Source organism: Modestobacter sp. SSW1-42, assembly GCF_046635825.1.
GTDB lineage: Bacteria > Actinomycetota > Actinomycetes > Mycobacteriales > Geodermatophilaceae > Modestobacter.
Genome location: NZ_JBISCA010000004.1, coordinates 418,141 through 442,937 on the forward strand (window position 1 = coordinate 418,141; position 24,797 = coordinate 442,937).

At 74.8% G+C, this 24,797-nt stretch carries 24 protein-coding genes and 1 riboswitch; of the genes, 18 read left to right on the forward strand and 6 right to left on the reverse strand.

Features of this window, described 5'->3' with window-relative positions; all coding sequences use genetic code 11:
- The first annotated feature begins 60 nt into the window (after positions 1–60).
- The 10 genes from ACGBYP_RS16295 to ACGBYP_RS16340 all read left to right on the forward strand — a co-directional run bounded on the left by ACGBYP_RS16295 (position 61) and on the right by ACGBYP_RS16340 (position 11,034).
- Positions 61–1,023, forward strand: a complete 963-nt coding sequence (locus ACGBYP_RS16295; RefSeq protein WP_411585775.1) for a Rossmann-like and DUF2520 domain-containing protein — start codon at positions 61–63, stop codon at positions 1,021–1,023.
- Positions 1,020–1,877 carry a pantoate--beta-alanine ligase gene (gene panC, locus ACGBYP_RS16300; RefSeq protein ID WP_411585776.1) on the forward strand — a complete coding sequence of 286 codons (858 nt, stop codon included), beginning with the start codon at positions 1,020–1,022 and terminating at the stop codon, positions 1,875–1,877. The genes ACGBYP_RS16295 and panC overlap by 4 nt, the downstream gene beginning before the upstream one ends.
- A complete protein-coding gene (panD, locus tag ACGBYP_RS16305) occupies positions 1,874–2,299 on the forward strand; it encodes an aspartate 1-decarboxylase (RefSeq protein WP_411585778.1) in 426 nt (141 codons plus the stop codon). The genes panC and panD overlap by 4 nt, the downstream gene beginning before the upstream one ends.
- Positions 2,296–3,942, forward strand: a complete 1,647-nt coding sequence (locus tag ACGBYP_RS16310; RefSeq protein WP_411585779.1) for an L-aspartate oxidase — start codon at positions 2,296–2,298, stop codon at positions 3,940–3,942. The genes panD and ACGBYP_RS16310 overlap by 4 nt, the downstream gene beginning before the upstream one ends.
- Before the next feature lie 52 nt (positions 3,943–3,994).
- Positions 3,995–4,915: a carboxylating nicotinate-nucleotide diphosphorylase gene (gene nadC, locus ACGBYP_RS16315; protein WP_411585780.1), complete on the forward strand. Its 921-nt coding sequence runs from the start codon at positions 3,995–3,997 to the stop codon at positions 4,913–4,915.
- 3 nt (positions 4,916–4,918) lie between these two features.
- Positions 4,919–5,731: a type III pantothenate kinase gene (locus ACGBYP_RS16320; RefSeq protein WP_411585782.1), complete on the forward strand. Its 813-nt coding sequence runs from the start codon at positions 4,919–4,921 to the stop codon at positions 5,729–5,731.
- 10 nt (positions 5,732–5,741) lie between these two features.
- Complete coding sequence (gene lysS / locus ACGBYP_RS16325; RefSeq protein ID WP_411585783.1) at positions 5,742–7,247, forward strand: lysine--tRNA ligase; 1,506 nt, start codon at positions 5,742–5,744, stop codon at positions 7,245–7,247.
- A 139-nt stretch (positions 7,248–7,386) separates the two neighbouring features.
- A complete protein-coding gene (locus ACGBYP_RS16330) occupies positions 7,387–7,764 on the forward strand; it encodes a histone-like nucleoid-structuring protein Lsr2 (RefSeq protein WP_411585785.1) in 378 nt (125 codons plus the stop codon).
- Positions 7,765–8,113: 349 nt separating this feature from the next.
- On the forward strand, positions 8,114–10,657 hold the full coding sequence (locus tag ACGBYP_RS16335) for an ATP-dependent Clp protease ATP-binding subunit (RefSeq protein ID WP_411585786.1): 2,544 nt from the start codon (positions 8,114–8,116) through the stop codon (positions 10,655–10,657).
- Between the two features lie 164 nt (positions 10,658–10,821).
- Complete coding sequence (locus ACGBYP_RS16340; protein ID WP_411585788.1) at positions 10,822–11,034, forward strand: hypothetical protein; 213 nt, start codon at positions 10,822–10,824, stop codon at positions 11,032–11,034.
- A gap of 12 nt (positions 11,035–11,046) precedes the next feature.
- On the opposite strand, the gene ACGBYP_RS16345 is transcribed toward ACGBYP_RS16340, so the two are convergent.
- Complete coding sequence (locus tag ACGBYP_RS16345) at positions 11,047–11,949, reverse strand: A/G-specific adenine glycosylase (protein WP_411585790.1); 903 nt, start codon at positions 11,947–11,949, stop codon at positions 11,047–11,049.
- Between the two features lie 180 nt (positions 11,950–12,129).
- Between ACGBYP_RS16345 and ACGBYP_RS16350 the strand changes: the two genes are divergently transcribed.
- Positions 12,130–12,825: a MucR family transcriptional regulator gene (locus ACGBYP_RS16350; RefSeq protein ID WP_411585792.1), complete on the forward strand. Its 696-nt coding sequence runs from the start codon at positions 12,130–12,132 to the stop codon at positions 12,823–12,825.
- Between the two features lie 105 nt (positions 12,826–12,930).
- Here ACGBYP_RS16350 and disA read toward each other — a convergent pair whose 3' ends face one another.
- From disA to ACGBYP_RS16365, 3 genes are all read right to left on the reverse strand, one after another.
- The gene (disA, locus tag ACGBYP_RS16355; RefSeq protein WP_411585793.1) at positions 12,931–14,013 is read right to left on the reverse strand and encodes a DNA integrity scanning diadenylate cyclase DisA; all 1,083 of its coding nucleotides are present in this window, start codon (positions 14,011–14,013) and stop codon (positions 12,931–12,933) included.
- A 121-nt stretch (positions 14,014–14,134) separates the two neighbouring features.
- Positions 14,135–15,502 (reverse strand): DNA repair protein RadA, encoded by a 1,368-nt coding sequence (radA, locus tag ACGBYP_RS16360; RefSeq protein WP_411585795.1) that lies wholly within the window; start codon positions 15,500–15,502, stop codon positions 14,135–14,137.
- Between the two features lie 61 nt (positions 15,503–15,563).
- A complete protein-coding gene (locus tag ACGBYP_RS16365; RefSeq protein ID WP_411585797.1) occupies positions 15,564–16,154 on the reverse strand; it encodes a copper chaperone PCu(A)C in 591 nt (196 codons plus the stop codon).
- A 102-nt stretch (positions 16,155–16,256) separates the two neighbouring features.
- On the opposite strand from ACGBYP_RS16365, the gene ACGBYP_RS16370 reads away from it, so the two are divergent.
- Complete coding sequence (locus ACGBYP_RS16370) at positions 16,257–17,822, forward strand: cryptochrome/photolyase family protein (RefSeq protein WP_411585799.1); 1,566 nt, start codon at positions 16,257–16,259, stop codon at positions 17,820–17,822.
- On the opposite strand, the gene ACGBYP_RS16375 is transcribed toward ACGBYP_RS16370, so the two are convergent.
- On the reverse strand, positions 17,819–18,679 hold the full coding sequence (locus ACGBYP_RS16375) for a UbiA family prenyltransferase (protein ID WP_411585800.1): 861 nt from the start codon (positions 18,677–18,679) through the stop codon (positions 17,819–17,821). The genes ACGBYP_RS16370 and ACGBYP_RS16375 overlap by 4 nt on opposite strands.
- A 130-nt stretch (positions 18,680–18,809) precedes the next feature.
- On the opposite strand from ACGBYP_RS16375, the gene ACGBYP_RS16380 reads away from it, so the two are divergent.
- The 6 genes from ACGBYP_RS16380 to ACGBYP_RS16405 all read left to right on the forward strand — a co-directional run bounded on the left by ACGBYP_RS16380 (position 18,810) and on the right by ACGBYP_RS16405 (position 23,416).
- Positions 18,810–19,292, forward strand: a complete 483-nt coding sequence (locus ACGBYP_RS16380) for a CarD family transcriptional regulator (RefSeq protein ID WP_166753741.1) — start codon at positions 18,810–18,812, stop codon at positions 19,290–19,292.
- Positions 19,293–19,345: 53 nt separating this feature from the next.
- On the forward strand, positions 19,346–20,026 hold the full coding sequence (gene ispD / locus ACGBYP_RS16385) for a 2-C-methyl-D-erythritol 4-phosphate cytidylyltransferase (RefSeq protein WP_411585802.1): 681 nt from the start codon (positions 19,346–19,348) through the stop codon (positions 20,024–20,026).
- Positions 20,023–20,532, forward strand: coding sequence for a 2-C-methyl-D-erythritol 2,4-cyclodiphosphate synthase (gene ispF, locus ACGBYP_RS16390; RefSeq protein WP_411585804.1), 510 nt, complete (start codon positions 20,023–20,025; stop codon positions 20,530–20,532). Before ispD ends, ispF begins: the two co-directional genes overlap by 4 nt.
- Entirely contained in the window at positions 20,529–21,929 is a 1,401-nt protein-coding gene (gene cysS / locus ACGBYP_RS16395; RefSeq protein WP_411585806.1) for a cysteine--tRNA ligase, read from the forward strand. Before ispF ends, cysS begins: the two co-directional genes overlap by 4 nt.
- Complete coding sequence (gene rlmB, locus ACGBYP_RS16400; RefSeq protein ID WP_411585807.1) at positions 21,914–22,897, forward strand: 23S rRNA (guanosine(2251)-2'-O)-methyltransferase RlmB; 984 nt, start codon at positions 21,914–21,916, stop codon at positions 22,895–22,897. Before cysS ends, rlmB begins: the two co-directional genes overlap by 16 nt.
- Positions 22,898–23,022: 125 nt before the next feature.
- A riboswitch (guanidine-III (ykkC-III) riboswitch) is annotated at positions 23,023–23,091 on the forward strand.
- Positions 23,090–23,416, forward strand: coding sequence for a DMT family transporter (locus ACGBYP_RS16405; protein ID WP_411585809.1), 327 nt, complete (start codon positions 23,090–23,092; stop codon positions 23,414–23,416). (Overlaps the previous riboswitch by 2 nt.)
- A 4-nt stretch (positions 23,417–23,420) precedes the next feature.
- Here ACGBYP_RS16405 and ACGBYP_RS16410 read toward each other — a convergent pair whose 3' ends face one another.
- Complete coding sequence (locus tag ACGBYP_RS16410; RefSeq protein WP_411585810.1) at positions 23,421–24,698, reverse strand: DUF445 domain-containing protein; 1,278 nt, start codon at positions 24,696–24,698, stop codon at positions 23,421–23,423.
- Positions 24,699–24,797 lie beyond the last annotated feature (99 nt).

Consider the following 24,797-nt stretch of genomic DNA (forward strand, 5'->3'; position numbering starts at 1 on the left):
GGAGGCCGACGCGACCTGAGTCCGGTACCCGCACGGGACTGGAACGAGAGGTGCACCGGGATGCCCGACCGTCCCCGCGCGGCCGCCGCTGCGCGTGCCGCCGTACCCGCCGCCGGGCTGCCCCCGGCCGCCGAGGCCCCCGCCCGCCTGCGCGTCGGCGTGATCGGCGCCGGCCGGGTGGGCGCCGTCCTGGGCGCTGCGCTCACCGCCGCCGGCCACGACGTGGTCGCCGCCTCCGGCCTGTCCGCGGCCTCCGCCGAGCGCGCCGCCCGGCTGCTGCCCGGGGTGCCGCTGCTGCGCGCCGACGAGGTCGTGGCCGCCAGCGACCTCGTCGTGCTGGCCGTGCCCGACGACACCCTGGCCGGGCTGGTCGCCGGCCTCGCCGAGACCGGTGCCTGGCGCCGCGGCCAGCTCGTGTTCCACACCTCCGGCGCGGTCGGGCTGGCCGTGCTCGCCCCGGCCGAGGAGGCCGGCGTGCTGCCGCTGGCCCTGCACCCGGTGATGACCTTCTCCGGCGCCCCCGAGGACGTGCACCGGCTGGTCGCGGCGCCGTTCGGCGTCACCAGCCGGCCCGAGCACCGGCCGGTCGCCGAGGCGCTCGTGCTGGAGATGGGCGGGGAGCCCTGGTGGGTCGCCGAGGCCGACCGCGGGCTCTACCACGCCGCCCTGGCCAGCAGCGCCAACCACCTGGTCACGCTGGTGGCCGAGGCCGCCGACCTGCTGCGCACCGCCGGCGTCGACGAGCCCGCCCGGCTGCTCACCCCGCTGCTGACCGCCGCGCTCGAGGGCGCCCTGCGCCGGGGCGACCGCGCCCTCACCGGCCCGGTCAGCCGCGGTGACGTGGGCACCGTCGCCGCCCACCTGCACACGCTGGGCGAGCGGGCGCCGGGGGCGGTCGACGCCTACGTCGCGCTGGCCCGGCGCACCACCGAGCGCGCGCTGGCCGCCGGCCGGCTCCGGCAGCACGAGGGCGCCCCGCTGCTGGAGCTGCTGCACCACCCGGCCGAGGAGGTCACCCGATGAGCGGGCCGTCGCGCCACCCGGCCGTCGCCGAGACCACCGCCGAGCTGCGCCGCTCGCGGGCTGCCCTGCCCGGTCCGGTCGTGCTCGTGCCCACCATGGGCGCGCTGCACGAGGGGCACCGCACGCTGGTGCGCGCCGCCCGCGAGCGCGGTGGCAGCGTCGTCGTCTCGGTGTTCGTCAACCCGACGCAGTTCGGGCCGGGGGAGGACTTCGACCGTTACCCGCGCACCTGGGACGACGACCTCGCCGCGCTGGCCGCCGAGGGCGCCGACGTGGTGTTCCACCCGCCGGTCGACGAGGTGTACCCGCCGGGGGCGGCCGGGGTCTCCGTGCAGCCCGGCCCGCTGGGCGACGTGCTCGAGGGCGCCGTCCGGCCCGGTCACTTCGCCGGCGTGCTGACCGTGGTGGCGAAGCTGTTCGGCCTGGTGCGTCCCGACGTGGCCGTCTTCGGCGAGAAGGACTACCAGCAGCTGACCCTGATCCGGGCGATGGCCCGCGAGCTCGCGCTGGGCGTCGACGTCGTCGGCGTCCCCACCGTGCGGGAGGAGGACGGCCTGGCGCTGTCCAGCCGCAACCGCTACCTGTCCGCGGAACAGCGGGCCACCGCCGCGGCGTTGTCCGCGGCGCTGCGCGCCGGGGCGGACGCCGGGCCGCACGGCGCCGACGCCGTCCTGACCGCCGCCCGGGCGGTGCTGGCCGGGGCGCCCGGGCTCGTCCCGGACTACCTGGAGCTCACCTCGCCGGAGCTGGGGCCGCCCGCTGCCGGCGGCCCCGCCCGCCTGCTGGTCGCGGCCCGCGCCGGCAGCACCCGACTGATCGACAACACCGCTGTGACCCTGGGGAGCCCCCGATGATGCGCACGATGCTCAAGAGCAAGGTCCACCGCGCCACGGTGACCCAGGCCGACCTGCACTACGTCGGGTCGGTGACCGTCGACGAGGACCTGATGGACGCCGCCGACCTGCTGGCCGGTGAGCAGGTGGCCATCGTCGACGTCACCAACGGCGCGCGGCTGGAGACCTACGTGATCCCCGGCGAGCGCGGCAGCGGCGTGCTGGGCATCAACGGTGCCGCCGCGCACCTGGTGCACCCCGGCGACCTGGTCATCCTCATCACCTACGGCCTGATGGACGAGACCGAGGCCAAGTCGTACCTGCCGAGGGTCGTGCACGTCGACGCCGCCAACCGCGTCGTCGAGCTGGGCGCGGACCCCTCGGCGCCGGTGCCGGGCGCCGACGACCAGCAGCGGAGCCCCCAGGGCGTACCGGTCCGGTGACCGGGCTCCCGTCCCGCCTGTGCGCCCCCGCGCCCGGCTGGGAGCTCACCGCCGACGTCTGCGTCGTGGGCTCCGGCGTCGCCGGCCTCTGCGTCGCGCTGCACGCCCGCGCCGCCGGGCTGTCGGTCGCCGTGGTCACCAAGGTCGAGGTGGACGACGGCTCGACCCGCTGGGCGCAGGGCGGGATCGCCGCCGTCCTGTCCGCCACCGACACCCCCGCCGCGCACGCCCGGGACACCGAGGTCGCCGGCGTCGGGCTCTGCGACGCCGACGCCGTCCGGGCGCTGGTCACCGAGGGGCCGCAGCGGCTGCACCAGCTGATCAGCTGGGGCGCGGCGTTCGACCGCGACCCCGGCGGCCGGCTGCTGCTGACCCGCGAGGGCGGGCACTCGACCGACCGGATCGTGCACGCCGGCGGGGACGCCACCGGCGCGGAGGTCCAGCGGGCGCTGCGCGACGCCGTCGCAGCCGACCCCGGCACCACCCTGGTCGAGCACGCGATGGTGCTGGACCTGATCACCGACGTCGACGGCCGCGCCGCCGGGGTCACCCTGCACGTGCTCGGCGAGGGCAGCGCCGACGGCGTGGGCGCCGTGCGCGCCCGGGCCGTCGTGCTGGCCACCGGTGGCATGGGGCAGGTCTACGCCGCCACCACCAACCCGTCGGTCTCCACCGGGGACGGCGTCGCGCTGGGCCTGCGGGCCGGGGCGGTCGCCACCGACCTGGAGTTCGTCCAGTTCCACCCCACCGCGCTCTACCTGGGGCCGGACGCGCAGGGGCAGCAGCCGCTGGTCTCCGAGGCGCTGCGCGGCGAGGGCGCGGTGCTCCTCGACGGCGCCGGGGAGCGGTTCATGGTCGGCGCGCACGAGCTGGCCGAGCTCGCGCCCCGCGACGTGGTGGCCAAGGCCATCACCCGCGTGCAGCTGCGCGACGGCGTCGATCACGTCTGGCTCGACGCCCGCGGCATCCCCGGCCTGGCCGAGCGGTTCCCGACCATCGTCGCCCGCTGCCGGGAGGCCGGCGTCGACCCGGTCACCGACCTGGTGCCGGTCACCCCGGCCGCGCACTACGCCTCCGGCGGGCTGGCCACCGACCTGCACGGGCGCACCACCGTGCCCGGGCTCTACGCCTGCGGCGAGGTGGCCTGCACCGGCGTCCACGGGGCCAACCGGCTCGCGTCGAACTCGCTGCTCGAGGGGCTGGTGTTCGCCGGCCGCATCGGTGAGGTGCTCGCCCGGGAGCTGCCGGTGCCCGCCGCCCCCGCGCCGGTCGACCCGCGCCCGCAGGGGCTGGTCGACGCCGCCGCCCGCGGACCGCTGACGGCCACGATGTCGGCCCGGGTCGGCGCGCTGCGCACCGGACCGGGGCTGGCGCTGGCCGCGGAGGAACTGGCCGGGCTGGGGGAGCGCACCACCGCCGTCCCCGGTGTGCCCGGCTGGGAGGCCACCGACCTGCTGACCGTGGCCACCGCGGTCACCGCCGCGGCCGGCGCCCGCGAGGAGACCCGCGGCTGCCACTGGCGGGAGGACCACCCCGACGCCGCCGACGCGTGGCGGGTGCACCTGGACGTGCGGCTGGACGACGAGGGCCGGGTCACCCTGTCCCGCCGCCCGGTCGGCGAGCCGGTCACGGTGTCGTGGTGACCGGCAGGACGGCGGCGTGACCGGCGGGAACGGGGTGGCGGGGACCGGCAGGATGGAGGCCGTGACCAGCCACCCCACCGACCTGACCGGCACCGGGCTGAGCGCGGCCTGGGTCGACGAGCTGGTCGAGCGCACGCTCACCGAGGACCTCACCGGCGGCCCGCCGCTGCCCAGCGCCCCCGACGTCGCGGTGGGCTACGACGTCACCAGCGCCGCCACCGTCCCCGGGACGCAGTTCGGGACCGCCGACCTGGTGGCTCGCGCCGACGGCGTCGTCGCCGGCCTGCCGGTGGCCGCGCGGGTGTTCACCCGGCTGGCCCCCGGCGCGACCCTCACCGCCTCGGCCACCGACGGCGACCGGGTGCGCCGCGGCGACGTGCTGCTGACCGTGCGCGGGCCGGTGCGGGCGCTGCTGGCCGCCGAGCGCAGCGCGCTCAACATCGCCAGCCGGGCCAGCGGCATCGCCACCCACACCCGCGCCTGGGCCGACGCGATCGCCGGCACGGGCGCCACGGTGCTCGACACCCGCAAGACCACCCCCGGCCTGCGCCCGCTGGAGAAGTACGCGGTGCGCTGCGGTGGCGGGGCGAACAAGCGGATGGGCCTCTACGACGTGGCGATGGTCAAGGACAACCACGTCACGGCGGCCGGTTCGGTCGCCGCCGCCGTGGCCCTGGTCCGCGAGCGGGCGCCGCGGGTGCCGGTGCAGGTCGAGTGCGACACCGTCGAGCAGGTCGTCGAGGCGGTCGCGGCGGGTGCGGACTTCCTCCTGCTCGACAACATGACCCCCGACCGGCTGCGCCAGGCCGTCGCGCTCGTGGGCGACCGCGACGTCGAGCTCGAGGCCACCGGCGGGCTCACCCTCGCGGTGGCCCGCGAGTACGCCGAGACCGGCGTCGACTTCCTGTCCGTGGGCGGGCTGACCCACTCCTCGCCGATCCTGGACCTCGCCCTCGACCTGCGGGTGGGCTGAGCGGTGCTGCTCGCCGTCGACGTCGGCAACAGCCAGACCGTGCTGGCCACCTTCGACGGCGACCGGCGGGTCGGCGGCTGGCGGGTCACCACGCACGCCCGCGCCACCGCCGACGAGCTGCGACTGCTGTGGCGCGGGCTGCTGGCCGGCACGGAGCTGACCGGGGTCGCGGCCTGCTCCACGGTGCCGGCGCTGCTGCCGGCGCTGCGCGAGCTGCTGGGCTCCCTCGCCGTCCCGGTGACCCTGATCGGGCCCGGGGTGCGCACCGGGGTGCCGCTGCACGTCGACAACCCGCGCGAGGTCGGCGCCGACCGGGTGGTGACCGCGCTGGCCGCGCACGAGCTGTTCGGCACCGCGCCCGACGGGCACGGGCGTCCGGTGGTGGTCGTGGACTTCGGCACCTCGACCAACGTCGACGCCGTCGGGCCCGACGGGCAGTTCCTCGGCGGCGCGCTGGCCCCCGGGGTGGAGGTCAGCCTCGACGCGCTGGCCGCCCGCGCCGCCCAGCTGCGTTCGGTGGAGCTGCGGGTGCCGCCGCAGGCCATCGGCAAGAACACCGTCGCCGCGCTCCAGTCCGGGCTCGTGCTCGGGTTCGCCGGGCTCGTCGACGGGCTCGTGGGCCGGATCGCCACGGAACTGGTCGCCCAGTTCGGTACCGAGCCGGTCGTCGTCGCCACCGGCGGCCTGCACCCGCTGGTGGCCGGCAGCTGCCGGACGATCGGGGTGCGTGAGCCCGATCTCACCGTGCACGGGCTGCGCCTGGCGTTCGACCGCGATCAGGCCAGCGGTGGCGGGACGGCGTCCCGGCGCCCGTAGTCTCGTGGCCGTGAGTGACGAACAGCCTGGCACCCCGGACGACGAACTCCCCGAGCAGCTGCGGGTCCGGCGGGCCAAGCTGGACCGGATCCGCGAGTCGGGCATCGACCCCTACCCGGTCGCCGTCGCCCGCACCACCTCGCTGGCCGACGTGCGCGCCGCGCACCCGGACCTGGGACCCGACACCCTGACCGGTGAGCGGGTCGGCGTCACCGGCCGGGTCATCTTCTCCCGCAACACCGGCAAGCTGTGCTTCGCGACGCTGCGCGAGGGCGACACCGAGCTGCAGGTCATGCTCTCCGTCGACCGGGTGGGCCCCGAGCTGCTGGCCGCCTGGAAGGCCGACGTCGACCTCGGTGACCACGTGCTCGTCACCGGCGAGGTCGGGACGTCGCGGCGCGGCGAGCTGTCGGTCTTCGCCGACGCCTGGGAGATGACGGCCAAGGCCCTGCGCCCGCTGCCGGTGGCGCACAAGCCGATGAGCGAGGAGCTGCGGGTCCGCCGTCGCTACGTCGACCTCATCGTCCGCGACGAGGCGCGCCGCACCGTCCGGCAGCGCGCCGCGGTGATGACCGCGCTGCGCGCCGGGCTCGCCGCCCGCGACTTCCTCGAGGTCGAGACCCCGATGCTGCAGACCGTGCACGGCGGTGCCGCCGCCCGGCCCTTCCGCACGCACATGAACGCATTCGACCTCGACCTCTACCTGCGCATCGCCCCCGAGCTGTTCCTGAAGCGGTGCATCGTCGGCGGGCTCGACCGGGTCTTCGAGATAAACCGGAACTTCCGGAACGAGGGCGCGGACTCCTCGCACTCTCCCGAGTTCGCGATGCTCGAGTTCTACGCCGCCTACGGCGATTATCAGGACGGCGCCCGCATCACCCGGGAACTGATCCAGGAATGCTGTGAGGCGCTGTTCGGTGACCAGGTCGCCCGGCACCACGACGGCACCGAACTCGACCTCTCCGGAGAATGGCCGCAGGTCAAGCTGTACTCGGTGGTCTCGGAAGCCGTCGGCGAGGAGGTCACCCCGGCCACGCCCGTCGAGCGGCTGCGCGAGCTCGCCGAGGCGCACGAGATCGGCGTCGACCCCGCCTGGCTGCCCGGCAAGCTGGTCGAGGAGCTGTTCGAGGCGCTGGTGCAGCACACGCTGCAGTCCCCGACCTTCGTCATCGACTACCCGGTCGACACCTCGCCGCTGACCCGCGCGCACCGCACCGACCCCGGCGTGGCCGAGAAGTGGGACCTCTACATCGGCGGCATCGAGCGCGGTACCGGCTACTCCGAGCTCGTCGACCCGGTGGTGCAGCGCGAGCGGCTCACCCAGCAGGCGCTCCTCGGCGCGGCCGGTGACCCCGAGGCGATGGCGCTGGACGAGGACTTCCTGGAGGCCCTCGAGTACGGCATGCCGCCCACGGCCGGTGTCGGAATGGGCATCGACCGGCTCATGATGACGCTCACCGGACTCGGCATCCGGGAGACGATCCTGTTCCCGTTGGTCCGTCCGCTCCACCAATGACCTGCACTTCCGGGGAGAATTCCCCGGAAGTGTGAACAGGGATTGGTGTGTTCGGTGATCAACGTGGTGCAATGGCCCGGCGAACACGGGGGCCAATCGCACCGGTGCACGAACGCACGGCAACAGGAGTGGGTGGAAAATGGCACGCAAGGTCCAGGTGATCCTGAGCGACGACCTCGACGACAGCATCCCCGCTGACGAGACGGTCACCTTCGCGCTCGACGGGACGACGTACGAGATCGACCTGTCGGACAAGAACGCCTCGGAGATGCGTGAGGTCTTCGGGAAGTACGTCGACGCCGCCCGCAAGGTGAGCAGCCGCGGCACCCGCGCGTCGGGCGCCGGCCGCTCGCGCGCCACCGGCGGTGCCACCGGCGGTGGCGGCAACGGCGGCGGCCGCATGGACCGTGAGCAGGCCGGCGCGATCCGCGACTGGGCCCGCAAGAACGGCCACGAGGTCAGCGACCGCGGCCGCATCCCCGGCAGCGTCGTCGAGGCCTACGAGGCCGCGCACTGACGCAGCACCCCTCGCGGGGCCGTACCGGCTGAACTGCCGGACGGCGGGACACGTTCCACGACCCGGCTCCCTGCACGGGGGGCCGGGTCGTCGTGCGTCCGGGGCCCGGCGTGGCGTCCGCTGTCGGCGTAATGACGGCGCGGGAGCGGCGGAACACCCCCAGTGGGACGACAGTTGTCTCCATCGAGCCCCCGACCACAGCCCGACGGCCTCGTCTGGACGGTGAGCCGGTGGTGCGAACTACAGTGGAGCGACCGGTGCCCAGCGCGCCGACGCACGTCGGGTGTCCACCGTCCCCGCAGGGGGACACGAGCACAGCAGGTCCAGCCGGTCAGAGGAGAAGCAGCAGATGTTCGAACGGTTCACCGACCGAGCCCGTCGGGTGGTCGTCCTGGCTCAAGAAGAAGCCCGGATGCTCAACCACAACTACATCGGCACCGAGCACATCCTCCTGGGCTTGATCCACGAGGGTGAGGGCGTCGCTGCCAAGGCGCTGGAGTCCCTCGGCATCTCGCTGGAGGGCGTGCGTCAGCAGGTCGAGGAGATCATCGGGCAGGGCCAGCAGGCGCCGTCCGGCCACATCCCCTTCACCCCGCGTGCCAAGAAGGTCCTGGAGCTGTCGCTGCGCGAGGCGCTGCAGCTCGGCCACAACTACATCGGCACCGAGCACATCCTGCTCGGCCTGATCCGCGAGGGCGAGGGCGTCGCCGCCCAGGTCCTGGTGAAGCTGGGCGCCGACCTCAACCGCGTCCGCCAGCAGGTCATCCAGCTGCTGAGCGGCTACCAGGGCAAGGAGCCCGCCGCTGCCGGCGGCCCCGCCGAGGGCACCCCGTCGACCTCGCTGGTCCTCGACCAGTTCGGCCGCAACCTCACCCAGGCCGCCCGCGACGGCAAGCTCGACCCGGTCATCGGCCGGGCCAAGGAGATCGAGCGGGTCATGCAGGTGCTGTCCCGCCGCACCAAGAACAACCCCGTCCTCATCGGCGAGCCCGGCGTCGGCAAGACCGCCGCGGTCGAGGGCCTGGCCCAGGCCATCGTCAAGGGCGAGGTGCCCGAGACGCTGAAGGACAAGCAGCTCTACACCCTCGACCTCGGTGCCCTCGTCGCCGGTTCCCGCTACCGCGGTGACTTCGAGGAGCGGCTCAAGAAGGTCCTCAAGGAGATCCGCACCCGCGGCGACATCATCCTGTTCATCGACGAGATCCACACCCTCGTCGGTGCCGGTGCCGCCGAGGGCGCGATCGACGCGGCGAGCATCCTCAAGCCGATGCTGGCCCGCGGCGAGCTGCAGACCATCGGCGCCACCACGCTCGACGAGTACCGCAAGCACCTGGAGAAGGACGCCGCTCTCGAGCGCCGCTTCCAGCCGATCCAGGTGAGCGAGCCGACGCTGGCCCACACGATCGAGATCCTCAAGGGCCTGCGCGACCGCTACGAGGCGCACCACCGGATCAGCATCACCGACAGCGCGCTCGTGGCTGCCGCGACGCTGGCCGACCGGTACATCTCCGACCGCTTCCTGCCCGACAAGGCGATCGACCTGATCGACGAGGCCGGCGCCCGGATGCGGATCAAGCGGATGACCGCCCCGCCGGACCTGCGCGAGTTCGACGACCGGATCTCCGGCATCCGCCGGGAGAAGGAGTCGGCGATCGACGCCCAGGACTTCGAGAAGGCCGCCTCCCTGCGCGACAAGGAGAAGCAGCTGCTCGGCGAGAAGTCCGAGCGCGAGAAGGCCTGGAAGGCCGGCGACATGGACGTCGTGGCCGAGGTCGACGACGAGCAGATCGCCGAGGTCCTGGCCAACTGGACCGGCATCCCGGTCTTCAAGCTGACCGAGGAGGAGACCACTCGTCTGCTCCGCATGGAGGACGAGCTCCACAAGCGGATCATCGGCCAGGAAGAGGCCATCAAGAGCGTCAGCCAGGCGATCCGGCGCACGCGGGCGGGCCTCAAGGACCCCCGTCGTCCCGGTGGCTCGTTCATCTTCGCCGGCCCCTCGGGTGTCGGTAAGACCGAGCTGGCCAAGGCGCTCGCGCAGTTCCTCTTCGGCGAGGACGACGCCCTCATCCAGATCGACATGGGCGAGTTCCACGACAAGTTCACCGTGTCGCGGCTCGTCGGTGCCCCTCCCGGCTACGTCGGCTACGACGAGGGTGGCCAGCTGACCGAGAAGGTGCGGCGCAAGCCGTTCTCGGTGGTCCTCTTCGACGAGATCGAGAAGGCGCACGCCGATGTCTTCAACACGCTGCTGCAGGTGCTGGAGGACGGCCGGCTGACCGACGGCCAGGGCCGGATCGTGGACTTCAAGAACACGATCCTGATCCTGACCACGAACCTCGGTACGCGGGACATCTCCAAGGCCGTCGGCCTGGGCTTCCAGTCCGGGAACGACAACACCAGCAACTACGAGCGGATGAAGCTCAAGGTCAACGAGGAGCTGAAGGGCCACTTCCGGCCCGAGTTCCTCAACCGCATCGACGACATCGTCGTGTTCCACCAGCTGACCGAGGACGAGATCGTCCACATCGTCGACCTGATGCTCGGCCGGGTCGAGAGCCAGCTGGCGAACAAGGACATGTCGCTCGAGGTCACCCCGGCGGCCAAGAAGCTCCTGGCGGCCCGCGGGTTCGACCCGGTGCTGGGTGCGCGGCCGCTGCGCCGCACGATCCAGCGCGAGATCGAGGACGCGCTGAGCGAGAAGATCCTCTACGGCGAGATCGCCTCCGGCGAGATCATCGTGGTGGACGTCGAGGAGAACGCCGACACCACCAAGTCGACGTTCACCTTCCGGTCGGAGACCAAGCCGGTCGACCTCCCGGACACTCCGCCGGTGGCCCTCGCGGCCGCCGACGGCGACGACGACGGCCCCCAGGCCCTCGCCGCCGAGTAGCTCCTCAGCAGGTCATGACGAGGCCGCCCCCGCTCTCCGGAGCAGGGGCGGCCTCCGTCGTCCCCGGGGTCCGTCCGGGATCAGGAGAGCTGATCGTGCGTGCTCCTGGCTCACCGTGGACGCTGAGCCAGGAACATGCACGGTGAGCCAGGACAGGAGGACCCATGGCGCGCGGAGACCACCCGATGCGGACGCCGCTCTACGGAGGGCTGCTGGTGGCGGTGGCGATGGTCGGCGGGGCCCTGGCCGCCGGTCGGCGCGACACGTGGCCGGGGTGGGCAGAGACCGTCGTCCTGGTGGTCGCCGGGGTGGCGATGCTGGTCGGGGTACTGCTCACCCTGCGAGACCGGACGCTGCCGCGCCGGCCTCGCGGCTGACCAGTCGCTGGCTCAGTCGGGGAGGGTGAAGCGGCCGTCCTCGGTCTGCGCGACCAGGCCGTCGACCAGCAGGGAGTCCAGGCAGCGGGAGCGCTGCACGGCGTCGTCCCACGCCGGCATGAGGGCCTCGGCCGGCACCGGCCCGGACGCCGCCCGCAGCACGTCCAGCAACCGGCCGCGCGCCTGCCGGTCGGTGCCGGCGTACCCCTGCACCTTCTTCGGCGGCCCGTCGTACGCCGGTGACCCCGCCAGCCGCCAGGCGCAGCGATCGCGGACCGGGCACGCGGGGCAGCGCGGTGTCCCGGCGACGCAGACCAGGGCGCCGAGCTCCATCACGGCGACCGAGAAGCGCACCGCGCGGTCGTGGTCGTCCGGCGCCAGGGCGGCGATGTCGGTGAGGTCGGCGGCGCGCGCCGGGGCCGCCTCGGCCCGCCCGTGCACCAGCCGGGCGACGACCCGCCGCACGTTGGTGTCCACCACCGGCTGACGGCGGTGGTGGCCGAAGCAGGACACCGCCCGCGCCGTGTACGTGCCGACGCCCGGCAGCGCCTCCAGCTCGTCGACCCCGGCCGGCACCAGGCCGCCGTGCCGCTCGGTGACGGCCACGGCCGCCTCACGCAGCCGCAGGGCGCGGCGGGGGTAGCCGAGCTTCCCCCAGGCGCGGATGACCTCGGCCGGGCTGGCCTGCGCCATCGCGGCCGGGGTCGGCCACCGGGCCAGCCACTCGCGCCAGACGGGCTCCACCCGGGCCACCGGGGTCTGCTGGAGCATCACCTCGCTGACCAGCACCGCCCACGGGTCGGTGCCGGGCGCGCGCCAGGGGAGGTCCCGCGCGGCACCGGCGTACCAGTCGACGATCACCTCGCCGACCGGTTCACCCTGCGAGCCGGTGGGCGGGGCGGAAAGGGTGCTCACGAGCGTCCAGTGTGCCCGGCGCGCACCCGAGCCGTCGGGGGTGCTCCGTTGGTGCGCTCCGGCACTCAGGGTGACGCCTCGCCGCACGGGTGCGGCCGGTGTGCGCGGTGAGGCGGCGCACCGGGCGCAGTCAGGCGTGGCGGTCGCCGAGCGCGGCGGAGCGCCGGTTAGCGTCGCGGGGTGCTGCACCCGGTGGGCCCCCTGCCCGCTGCCGTCTACTGGCGGCGGCGGCTGCTGGTGCTCGGCTGCGCCGTGGGCGTGCTGGGCGGTGGCGGCTGGCTGGGTGCCGCCGTCGCCACCGGAGGACCGGACGACGCACCGACCGTCGCTGCACCCCCCGGCGGCGCCCCGCGCCCGACGCCGGGCCTGGAGCAGGTGGTGCCGTCCCTGGCCGCGGTGCAGGTGCCCACGGCCGCACCGTCACCGCCACCGGCTGCCGAGCCGCAAGCGCCGGCGTCCAGTGCGCCCGCCGGCCCCACCCCGGGCGGCCCGTGCACCGACGACATGATCGCCGTCGAGGTGCGGCCCGACCCGGCCAGCACCCCGGTGGGCAGCAAGCCGACGTTCGAGCTGGTGGTCACCAACACCTCGACGGTCGCCTGCGTGCGGACCGTGGACGCCGCGCTGCAGGAAATCATCCTGATCGACGACGCCGGAGAGCGCGTCTGGGGCAGCAACGACTGCTTCCCGGAGACCACCACCGGGCAGCGCACGCTCCAGGCGGGGGAGAGCGTGGGGTTCCCGGTGCCGTGGAGCGGGCTGAGCAGCGCCCCGGGGTGCGCCGCCGACCGCACCACCCCGCCTGCCGGCACCTACGTGCTGCGTGGCCGGCTGGACACCGACGTCAGCCCGGACGCGACCTTCACCCTGACCTGATGGAGGTCCTCCCGCCGCTCGTACCTCGCGGCGGGACCCCCGAGGGGGCCCGGGCCTCGCCCTGCACGACTCGCAGGCTCGCGGCGGGGCCCTGCGAGGGGGCCCTCAGCTGTAGCGGTCGAGGATGGAGGTCTCGGCCAGCCGGGAGAGGCCCTCGCGGATGCCGCGGGCGCGGGCCTCGCCGACGCCCTCGACGGCCAGGAGGTCCTCGATGGTGGCGGCCAGCAGCTTCTGCAGCCCGCCGAAGTGGGTGACCAGGCGGTCGATGATGCTGGCCGGCAGCCGGGGCACCCGGGCGAGCAGCCGGTAGCCCCGCGGGCTGACCGGGGAGTCGAGCGCGTCGGGCGAGGTGGGCAGGCCGTAGCAGCGGGCGACCGCGGAGAGGTCGAGCAGCTCGGTGGCGGTCAGCGCGCGGAGGTCGGTGAGCACCTCCTCGCCGGTGCGGCGGCGGCCCGCGCTGGGCAGGTAGTCGCGGACCAGCAGGCTGCGGTCCTCCTCGACCCCGGCGAGCATCTCGTCGAGCTGCAGGGCGAGCAGTCGCCCGTCGGTGCCCAGCTCGACGACGAAGCCCTCGATCTCGTCAGCGATGCGCCGCACCATCTCCAGCCGCTGGCTGACGCTCATCGCGTCGCGGACCGTCACCAGGTCCTCGATCTCCAGCGCCGAGAGGGTGCTGGCGACCTCGTCGAGCCGGAGCTTGTAGCGCTCCAGGGCGGCGAGCGCCTGGTTGGCGCGGGCCAGGATCGTGGTGGGGTGCTCGAGGGTGTAGCGGCGCCCGGCCACGTAGACCGAGATGATGTGCATCGACTGGCTGACCGAGATCACCGGGAAGTCGGTCTGCAGCGCGACCCGTTCGGCGGTGCGGTGCCGGGTGCCTGACTCCTCGGTGGGGATCGTCGGGTCGGGCATGAGGTGCACGCCGGCGCGCACGATGCGGCTGCCGTCGTAGGACACGATCACCGCGCCGTCCATCTTGGCGAGCTCGCGGAGCCGGGTGGCCGACAAGGCCACGTCGAGGGCGAAGCCGCCGGTGCACAGCGACTCGACGACGCGGTCGTAGCCGAGCACGATCAGCGCACCGGTCCGGCCGGCGAGGATCCGCTCGAGACCGTCCCGGAGGGCGGTGCCGGGGGCGATCCGACCGAGCAGTTCCCGCAGCGCGGCCTCAGGGTCCACAGCGGGGGGCACGAGCGCTCCTGACGGTCGGGCGGTACAGAGGCCGATTCTACGGGTCCGGGGTGGACAGGCGGTCACCGCAGGTCGCCGCCGGCCGCCCGGGGGGGGGGGGGGCGTCAGCGGGCGACCGGGCTCACCACAGCCGGTGGATCGCGCCGGCCAGGTCGGCCACCTCGATCAGCCGGATGCCCTGCGGGGTGGGGCCGGAGTCGACCGGCACGAGCGCCGCGGTGTAGCCCTGGCGGGCCGCCTCGGCCAGCCGCCGCGCGGTGCCACCGACCCGGCGGATCTCGCCGGAGAGGCCGACCTCGCCGATGGCGACCAGGCCGGCGGGCAGCGGCCGGTCCTTGGCCGCGGAGGCGATCGCCAGCGCCAGCGCCAGGTCGGCAGCCGGCTCCAGGATGCGGACGCCGCCCACGGAGGCGGCGAAGACGTCGGCGTCGGCCAGCTTGACCCCGCCGCGCCGCTCGACGACGGCGTTGACCATGGCCACCCGCTGCGAGTCCAGCCCGCTCACCGCCCGCCGCGGCGACCCGCCGCCGCCCGAGGTGGCGACCAGCGCCTGGACCTCGGCCAGCAGCGGCCGGCTGCCCTCCATGGTCACGGTGACGCAGCTGCCGGGCACCGGCGCCGCGCGGCGGGAGACGAACAGGTGGGACGGGTCGGGCACACCGACCACGCCGCCGTCACCGATCTCGAAGCAGCCGATCTCGTCGGCGGGGCCGAAACGGTTCTTGGTGGCCCGCACCAGCCGCAGCGTCGAGTGCCGCTCGCCGTCGAAGGAGATGACCACGTCGACCAGGTGCTCGAGCGCCCGCGGACCGGCGATCGCGCCGTCCTTGGTGACGTGGCCGACCAGGATCGTGGTCATGCCGCGGGCCTTGGCCACCCCGCTGAGCGCGCTGGCGACCGCGCGCACCTGGGTGGCGCCGCCGTCGGTGCCGTCGACGGCAGGGGAGCGGACGGTCTGCACGCTGTCGAGCACCAGCAGCGTCGGGTCCACGTCCTCGACGTGGGAGAGGACGGCGGACAGCTCGGTCTCCGCGGCGAGGTACAGCTCGTCGTGCAGGGCGCCGATGCGCTCGGCCCGCAGCCGCACCTGGGCCGCGGACTCCTCGCCGGAGACGACCAGCGTGGGCCCGTTCGCGGCGGCCACCCGGTGGGCGACCTCCAGCAGCAGCGTGGACTTGCCGACGCCGGGCTCCCCGGCGACGAGGAGCACCGCGCCGGGCACCAGGCCACCGCCCAGCACGCGGTCGAACTCGGGGATCCCGGTGGGGACCGCCCGGGCGCCGGCGAGCTCGACCTGGCCGATGGGCACGGCCCGCGAGCTGACCGGACCGGCGGCCACCGCGCGCAGCGGGGACGAGCCGACGGCGCCGACCTCCTGGACGCTGCCCCAGGCCTGGCACTCGGGACAGCGGCCGACCCACTTCGCGGAGGAGTAGCCGCACTCGGTGCAGCGGTGGGCGGGGCGGGACTTCACACCGGGAGCGGGCACGCCACCATGGTGGCAGCGGGGTACGACGGTTCCCGGCGAGGCGACGAGGTCGCCCCGGAGGTCACGGGGCGCTGCCGCCGCCCTGCTGATCCTCTTCCTCCTCCGGGTGGAAGTCGAAGGCCTCGCCGCGGGGCAGGTCGCGCTGGGACACGCCGACGGGCACGGGCACCGTGACGTCGCCGGACTCGGAGAAGGAGAACGTCACGTCGACGTAGTCGCCGACGCTCAGCTCCTCGGAGAGCCCGACGAGGGTGACCGCAGGGCCCTGGCCGTTGCTGAAGTACAGGGTCCCGTCGGCGGGGACGGGCAGCGAGATGCCCGCGGGAGCGCCCTCGGCCGGCTCCTCGGCGTCGGGGACGACCACCTCGACGTCCTCGAAGGCCTCGCCGCTGATCCCCACGAGGGTGTCCTCGGTGTCGGCGGTGCTGACCACGGCGCCCAGCAGGCGGGCCTCGCTGCCGCTGGGGTAGATGCCGCCGGTCGGGTAGGGCAGCTCGAGGGCGCGCAGGGCGAGCGGGCCGAAGTCGGTCTGGCCGCCGAAGTTCTGCTCCTGGGTGTTCGTCTGCGTCACCTGGCCGGCGCTGCAGGCGGACAGCACCACCGGGGAGAGCAGCAGGGCACCCATCGCAGCAGCGCGCAGTGCGCGGTTCACAGCGTCGACCTCCAGAGACGTACCGGCCGGTCCGGGTGGGAGCGGCACGAGTCGCGCAGATCGTAACGGTCCACCCAGGATGTCCGCTGGGAGGTGAGGGACATGGCGGTACGGACCGACGACGGCATGCCGGGTGACGGCGACCCCGCGCTGGGGGAGTTCGCAGCTCAGGCGCCCGGCACGCGGCGCTGGTGCTTCGCCGACCAGCTCGGGCCCCACTTCCTCGACGCGCCGGACCAGCCCGTCCTGCTGGTGGAGTCCAGGGGGGTCTTCCGCCGGCGGCGCTTCCACCGGCAGAAGGCACACCTGCTGCTGTCGGCGCTGCGACACCGGGCCGCCGAGCTGGGCGACCAGGCGGTGTTCCTGCAGACCGACAGCTACGCCGAGGCCCTCGACCAGGTCGACGAGCCGCTGTCGGTGTGCGCGCCCACCACCTGGCCGGCCCGCGACTTCGTCCTCCGCCGTCCCGGCGTGACGGTGCTGGAGGCGCGCGGGTTCGTCACCCGGCAGGCCGACTTCCGCCGCTGGGCCGGTGGCCGGGGACGCCAGCGGCTGCTGATGGACGACTTCTACCGGGTGGCCCGCCGCGTGCACGACGTCCTCATGGACGGCGCGGAGCCCGCCGGTGGCACCTGGAACCTCGACCACGACAACCGGCAGCCCCCGCCGGCCGACGGCCGGGTCGACGCCCCGCCGCCGTGGTGGCCGGTGGAGGACGAGATCGACGCCCGGGTCCGCGCCGACCTCGACGCCTGGGAGGCCGCCGGCGACGTCTCCTTCGTCGGCGACGACGGCCCGCGGCTGTTCCCGGTCACCACCGCCGAGACCGAGGAGCGGCTGGCGGACTTCCTCACCCACCGGCTGCGCGCCTTCGGGCCGCACGAGGACGCCATGCTCACCGGCGACCCGTGGCTGGCGCACTCGATGCTCTCGGCGTCGTTGAACCTCGGCCTGGTCGACCCCGCGGACGTCGTGCACCGCGCCGACGCCGCCTGGCGGGAGTCGGTCGCCGCGGGCGACCCGCTGCCGCTGAACTCCGTCGAGGGGTTCGTCCGCCAGGTCATGGGCTGGCGCGACTGGATCTGGCACCTGTACTGGCAGCTGGGCCGCGAGTACCGGCACGGCAACGCGCTCGAGGCGCACGAGGAGGTCCCGGGCTGGATGGGCGAGCTGGAGGCCGAGGCGGTCGGCGCGAACTGCCTGTCCTCGGTGCTCTCCGACGTCCGCGAGCGCGGCTGGGTGCACCACATCCCGCGGCTGATGGTGCTGGGCAACTACGCCCTGCAGCGGGGGATCGAGCCGCTCGCGATGACCGACTGGTTCCACCGCATGTTCGTCGACGGCTACGACTGGGTGATGGTCGCCAACGTCGTCGGCATGAGCCAGCACGCCGACGGCGGGGTGCTGGCCACCAAGCCCTACGCCGCCGGCGGCGCCTACATCGACCGGATGAGCGACTACTGCGGCGGCTGCCGGTACGACCCGAGGAAGCGGGTGGGGGAGGACGCCTGCCCGTTCACCGCCGGCTACTGGTCGTTCCTCGAGCGCAACCGCGAGCGGCTGGCGGGCAACTCCCGGATGCGCCAGCCGCTGAACGGGCTGACCCGGCTCAAGGACCTCGAGGTCGTCGTCGACCAGGAGCGGCGTCGCGGCACCGACGCCCCCTAGGTGAGCGCCGCCCCGCCCGACAGCAGCAGCACGACGTCGAGCACGGTCAGCACCAGGACGGCGGGGAAGGCCAGCCGTCGGCCGCGGGGGCTGCCGGCCAGCGCCGCGACGGCGACCGCGGGCGCGGCGACCACGCAGGCCAGCCAGCCGCGCACCCCCGGGTCGCCGTCGGGGCCGAACACCAGCAGCAGCGCCGAGGTGCCCAGCAGCAGGGCGCCGGCGACCGCCGAGGGCACCGGGCCGACCCGGTGCGGCAGCCCGCGCACGCCGGTGGCCAGGTCGTCGGCGACGTCGGGGGCCACGTTGGCCACGTGCGCCGCCCCGCCCAGGGCGGCGCCGGCGGCGACCAGCCACCACGGCGCACCCGGCGTGCCCGGGGCGGCGGCGACCACGCCGGCCGGCAGCGCACCGAAGCCGGTCAGGTAGGGCAGCGGGGACAGCGCGGTGCGCTTGAGGCCGGCGTCGTAGGCCAGCCCGCTGGCGACCAGGACGAGCAGCAGCAGCCCCGGGACGACGCCCAGCGCGAGCGAGGCGACGACCGTGGTGACGACGGCCACGGCCGTGCCGGTGCGCAGCTGGGCGGGGCTGACGGTGCCCTGCACGACCGGTTTGTCGGACCGGCCCACGGCGCGGTCGCGGTCGGCGTCCAGCCAGTCGTTGCACCAGCCGATGGCAGCCTGACCAGCACCGACGGCCACCCCGACGAGCACCGTGCGCCCGGCCGGGACGCCGGCGGCCACGGCGAGCAGCACCGCGACGGCGGTGACCGCCAGGGTGGGCTCGAGGTGGGTGGCGCGGGCGAGCGCGAGGGCCGTCCGGGGTCGTCCCGGAGGCCCCGTTCCGCTGCGCAACTGCACACCGACCACGCTCCTGTCAACCCCCGACTGACCTCGGCCACGCCGCTGACCAGCACTTTTGTCGGACTCTGACGAGCCGGACGGCATTGTGCCGTGGTAACCTGGGGTGAGCGAAAGGGGTCACATACACATGGGCTTCACTGTTGGCGAGACCGTTGTCTACCCGCACCACGGCGCGGCGCTCATCGAGGCGATCGAGCAGCGCACCATCAAGGGCGTCGAGAAGTCCTACCTCGTGCTGAAGGTCGCCCAGGGCGACCTGACCGTGCGGGTCCCCGCCGACAACGCCGAGATCGTGGGCGTCCGCGACGTCGTCGGCCAGGACGGGCTGAACAAGGTCTTCGAGGTCCTGCGTGCCCCCCACACCGAGGAGCCGACCAACTGGTCGCGTCGGTACAAGGCCAACCTCGAGAAGCTGGCCTCCGGCGACGTGAACAAGGTCGCCGAGGTCGTGCGCGACCTCTGGCGCCGCGACAAGGACCGCGGCCTGTCCGCCGGCGAGAAGCGCATGCTTTCCAAGGCGCGTCAGATTCTGGTCAGCGAGCTCGCGCTCGCCGAGGGCACCAACGAGGACAAGGCCGAGGTCCTGCTCGACGAGGTCCTGGCTTCCTGAGCACCGAGCACCAGGGCGCCGGTCTTCCCGCCGGCGCTCCCCAGACCACTCCCGTGCACGCTGTCGGCATCGTCGCAGCGGCCGGGAGTGGTCTGCGTCTGGGGGCGGAACTGCCGAAGGCGCTCGTGCCCCTCGACGGCCGGCCGCTGGTCGTCTGGGCGGTGCATGCGCTGCGCGCCGGCGGGGTGGCCGAGGTCGTCGTGGCGGTCCCCGCGCCGCAGCGGGCGGCGTTCACCGCCGTCCTGCCCGCCGACGTGCACGTCGTGGTGGGCGGTGACACCCGCACCGCCTCGGTCCGGGCGGCGCTGGCGGCCGCCCGCGAGCAGGCCGACGTCGTGCTCGTGCACGACGCCGCCCGGCCGCTGACCCCGCCCGCCGTGGTCGCCCGGGTGCTCGAGGCGCTGGCCGGTGGGGCCCGCGCGGTCGTGCCGGTGCTGCCGGTCGTCGACACCACCGTCGTGGTGGACGCCGACGGGGTGGTCACCGCCGACGTCCCGCGGTCGACGCTGCGCCGGGTGCAGACCCCGCAGGGCTTCGACCGGGCCACCCTCGTCGAGGCCTACGGGCGCGCGCACGGCGCCGCCGCCGAGTTCACCGACGACGCCTCCGTCGTGCGGGCGGCCGGCGTCCCCGTGCACACCGTCGTCGGCGACGAGCGCGCCGCCAAGATCACCGTGGCCCACGACCTCGCGCTGGCCGAGCTGCAGGTCGCCCGGGCGCAGAGGGTCGTGTGACCGCGCCGCTGCCCCGGGTCGGGCTGGGCACCGACGTGCACCCGATCGAGCCGGGCCGGGCCTGCTGGCTGGCCGGCCTCCAGTGGCCGGGCGTCGACGGCTGCGCCGGGCACTCCGACGGCGACGTCGTCGCGCACGCGCTGACCGACGCGGTGCTGTCCGCCGCCGGCCTGGGCGACATCGGCGGGCTGCTGGGCACCGACGACCCGCGCTGGGCCGGCGCCCGGGGCGTCGCCGTCCTCGAGCACGTGCGCGAGGTGCTCGCCGCCGCCGGCTGGCAGGTCGGCAACGCCGTCGTCCAGCTGGTGGGCAACAGCCCCAAGCTGGCGCCGCGGCGGGCCGAGGCCGAGGCCGCGCTGTCCGCGGCGCTGGGCGCGCCGGTGTCGGTCACCGCCACCACCACCGACGGGCTCGGGCTGACCGGCCGTGGGGAGGGGCGGGCGGCGCTGGCGACCGCGCTCGTGGTCGAGAGCGGTCCGATCACGACCGTAGGATCGCGGCCGTGAGCCTCCGCCTGTACGACACGGCCGCGCGTGCCGTGCGTGACTTCACGCCCCTGCGTGCAGGACAGGTCTCCATGTACGTCTGTGGCCTGACCGTGCAGGGGCCCCCGCACATCGGGCACGTGCGGTTCGCCATCGCCTTCGACGTCCTGCGCCGCTGGCTCACGCACACCGGCCACGAGGTCACCTACGTCCGCAACGTCACCGACGTCGACGACAAGATCCTGGCCAAGTCCGCCGCGGCCGGTGAGCCGTGGTGGGCCTGGGCGTACGAGAACGAGCGCGCCGCCACCCGCGCCTACGACGTCCTGGGCACGCTGCCGCCCACCTACGAGCCGCGGGCGACCGGGCACGTGCCGGAGATGATCGAGCTCATCGCCCAGCTCGTCGACCGCGGGCACGCCTACGCCGTCGACGGCGACGTGTACTTCGACGTCCGGTCGTTCCCGGCGTACGGCGAGCTGTCCGGCCAGAAGCTGGGCGAGCTGCAGGCGGCCGCCGACACCGAGACCGACGAGCGCAAGCACGACCCGCGCGACTTCGCGCTGTGGAAGGGCCTCAAGGACGGCGAGCCGGCGACCGCCTCCTGGGCCACCCCGTGGGGCCGCGGCCGCCCGGGCTGGCACCTGGAGTGCTCGGCGATGGCCGAGAAGTACCTCGGGCCGGAGTTCGACCTGCACGGCGGTGGGCTGGACCTGCGCTTCCCGCACCACGAGAACGAGCGGGCCCAGTCCCAGGCCGCCGGGCACGGGTTCGCCCGGTACTGGCTGCACAACGCCTGGGTGACCATGGGCGGCGAGAAGATGAGCAAGTCGCTGGGCAACACGCTGCTGGTCGACGAGGTCGTCCAGCGGGTGCGCCCGGTCGAGCTGCGCTACTACCTCGCCGCGCCGCACTACCGCTCCATGATCGAGTTCAGCGAGCCCGCGCTCGCCGAGGCCGCCACCGCCTACCAGCGGCTGGAGTCCTTCGTGCGCCGGGCCGCCGAGGTGGTGGGGGCCGACGCCGGCGCACCCGAGCTGCCCGCCGCCTTCACCGCCGCGCTGGACGACGACCTCAGCACCCCGGCCGCCGTCGCGGTCGTGCACGAGGTCGTGACCCGGGGCAACACCGCCCTGGCCGCCGACGACACCGAGGGCCTGGCCGCGGCGCTGGGCGCCGTCCGGGCCATGCTCGGTGTCCTCGGGCTCGACCCGCTCGACCCGCAGTGGGCCGACGCCGGTGGCGACCGCCGCCTGGCGCAGGCCACCGACGGCCTGGTCCAGCTCGCGCTCGACCAGCGTGCCGCGGCGCGCGCCCGCAAGGACTACGCGGCCGCCGATGCCATCCGTGACCAGCTCGGCGCCCTGGGCGTGCAGGTCGAGGACACCCCCCAGGGCACACGATGGGAGCTGACCTGATGGCCGGCAACAGCCAACGACGCGGCCGCTCGGCGGGTGCGGGCAAGAAGACCGCCACCGCCGGGACCGGCGGCAAGAACCGCCGCTCCCTGGCGGGTCGCGGCGCGACCCCCAAGGCCACCGACCGGCCGCACCACCCGGCGTACAAGGCGGCGAAGGCCGCAGCCGCGCGCCAGGACAACCGGCAGCGGGTGCAGCGGCGCAACGCCGAGGCCCCCGAGCTGCTGCTCGGCCGCAACCCGGTGCTGGAGGCGCTGCGCGCGAACATCCCGGCGACCGCGCTCTACGTGGTCACCGGCGACACCACCCGCGGCGGCACCGACGAGCGGATCGCGGAGTCGGTGCAGCTGGCCGCCGACCGCGGGCTGCCGCTGCTCGAGGTGGGCAAGTCCGAGTTCGACCGGATGAGCGACCACGCGCTGCACCAGGGCATCGGCCTGATGGTGCCGCCGTACGACTACGCGCACCCCGACGACCTGCTCGACATCGCCCGCGACGCCGGCCGCCCGCCGCTGATCGTGGCGCTGGACGGCGTGACCGACCCGCGCAACCTGGGCGCGATCATCCGCTCGGCCGCGGCTTTCGACGCGCACGGCCTCGTCGTCCCCGAGCGCCGCGCGGTGGGCATGACCGGCTCGGCCTGGCGCACCAGCGCCGGTGCCGCGGCCCGGCTGCGGGTGGCCCGGGCGGTCAACCTGTCCCGGGCGCTGGCGTCCTACCAGGACGCCGGCCTGCAGACCGTGGGCCTGGCCGCCGACGGCGAGATGGGCATCCACGAGTACGACGGCTTCGCCGACCCGATCGCGCTGGTCGTCGGGGCTGAGGGCGCCGGGCTGTCCCGGCTGGTGCGCGAGCGCTGCGACGTCGTGCTGTCGATCCCGATCACCAAGGACACCGAGTCGCTGAACGTCAGCGTCGCGGCCGGCATCGCCCTGTTCGCCGCGGCCTCCGCCCGCCGTTCGCTGTAGCGCCCCGTCCCGGCCGCCCCGCTGCGGGGCGGCCGGGCGCCGCGCGCTCTGCGGTCCCGTGGCGTCGGGGACCGGAGGACCACGGGAGCGCAGGTGTCGCGCCGGCCGCGACGTGCGACCCTGGAGGGGAGCCCGGCGAGCGGGTCTCCCGGACGAGCGGCGCCGTACCCGGACAGCGACAAGACGGCGACCGTGGGAGTCCCCGTGTACTGGTTCGTCCTCGTCCTGTCCGGTGCCCTCGAGGCCGTCTGGGCCAACGCCCTCGACCGCTCCGAAAACTTCACCCGCCCGGTCCCGGTCGTGGTGTTCCTGGTCGCGCTGGCCGGGAGCATGGCCGGGCTGGCGTACGCGCTGCGCGGCCTGCCCGTCGGCACCGCCTACGCGGTCTGGGTCGGCATCGGCGCCGCGCTGACCGCGGGGTACGCCATGGTCTCGGGTCAGGAGCAGGCGTCGGTGGTGCGCATCGCGCTGCTGCTGGGCATCGTCGGCTGCGTGGCCGGGCTCAAGCTGGTGTCCTGACCACTCAGGACAGCAGCTGCGCCACGGTGTAGATGACCAGCCCGGCCAGGCCGCCGACGACGGTGCCGTTGACCCGGATCCACTGCAGGTCCCGGCCCACCTGCAGCTCGATCCGCCGGCTGGTCTCCTCGGTGTCCCAGCGGGCGACGGTGGTGCCCACCAGGTCGGCGGCGTCGCCGGCGAAGCGCTCGACGGCCCAGCCCGCGCCCCGGCGGAACTGCCGCTGCACCAGCTCGCGGATCGTCGGGTCGGTCTGCAGCAGCCCGGCGCCGGCGTGGATCAGTCGCACCACCCGCGCCCGCAGCTCGGAGTCCGGGTCGGCCGCGGCGGTGACCACGCCGTTCTTCGCCGTCGACCACAGCGAGCCCGACCAGGTGCGCACCGCCGGGTGGTCGAGCACCTCGGCCTTGAACTGCTCGACCCGGGCGGCGGCGTCGGGGTCGGTGCGCAGCGCGTGCACGTACGCGCGCAGCCGCCGGTCGTAGACCGCCCGCACCGGGTGGTCGGCGTCGGCGCCCACCTCGGCCAGGAAGCCGCGCAGCAGCTCGAAGACCCGGTCGAACACCCGGTCGTCGACCCAGTCGGGCACCCAGGCGGGGGAGGCGGCGCCCAGCCGGGCGCGGAACACCAGCCGGTTGTCGGCCAGGAACTCCGCCAGCCCGGAGAGCCCGGCCGAGAGCACCTCCTGGTGGCGGTCGCCGTCGACGGCCAGCTCCAGCACCCGGGCCAGCCCCGGGGCGGCCGGCGTCTCGCGGAGCTTGCGGTCGACGAACGACGAGACCGCCTGCTGCACCTCGTCGTCCTCGATGAGGTCGGTCAGGGCGCCCAGCGCCTTGCCGGCGTCCCCGGCCAGCCGCTCGGCCCGGCCGGGGGAGGCCAGGAAGGCGCCCAGCCGGCCGGGGACGTCGACGCCGTCGAGCCGCTCCTCGACCACCGCGCGGGTGAGGAAGTTCTCCTGCACGAAGGTGCCCAGGCTGGTGCCGATCTGGTCCTTCTTGCGCGGGATGACCGCCGTGTGCGGGATCGGCACCCCGAGCGGGTGCCGGAACAGCGCCGTCACGGCAAACCAGTCGGCCAGTGCCCCGACCATCGACGCCTCGGCGGTGGCCCGCACGTAGCCGACCCAGGTGCGGTCGCCGCCGAACAGCACGCAGGCGAGGAACACCGCTGCGGCGAGCACGAACAGGCCGGTCGCCAGGCGCTTCATCCGGGCCAGGTCGCGGGCCCGGGCCGGGTCGTCCAGCGAGCCGGTGAGCGGGACGTTCGGGAGGGGAGCCGGCACCCGGTCGAGCGTAGGTGGTGCGGACGGACGACGACCCCGGGGCCGCAGGGGGTCGGCTCCGGGGTCGTCGGTCCGGGGGGGGGGGGGGGGGGGGGGCGG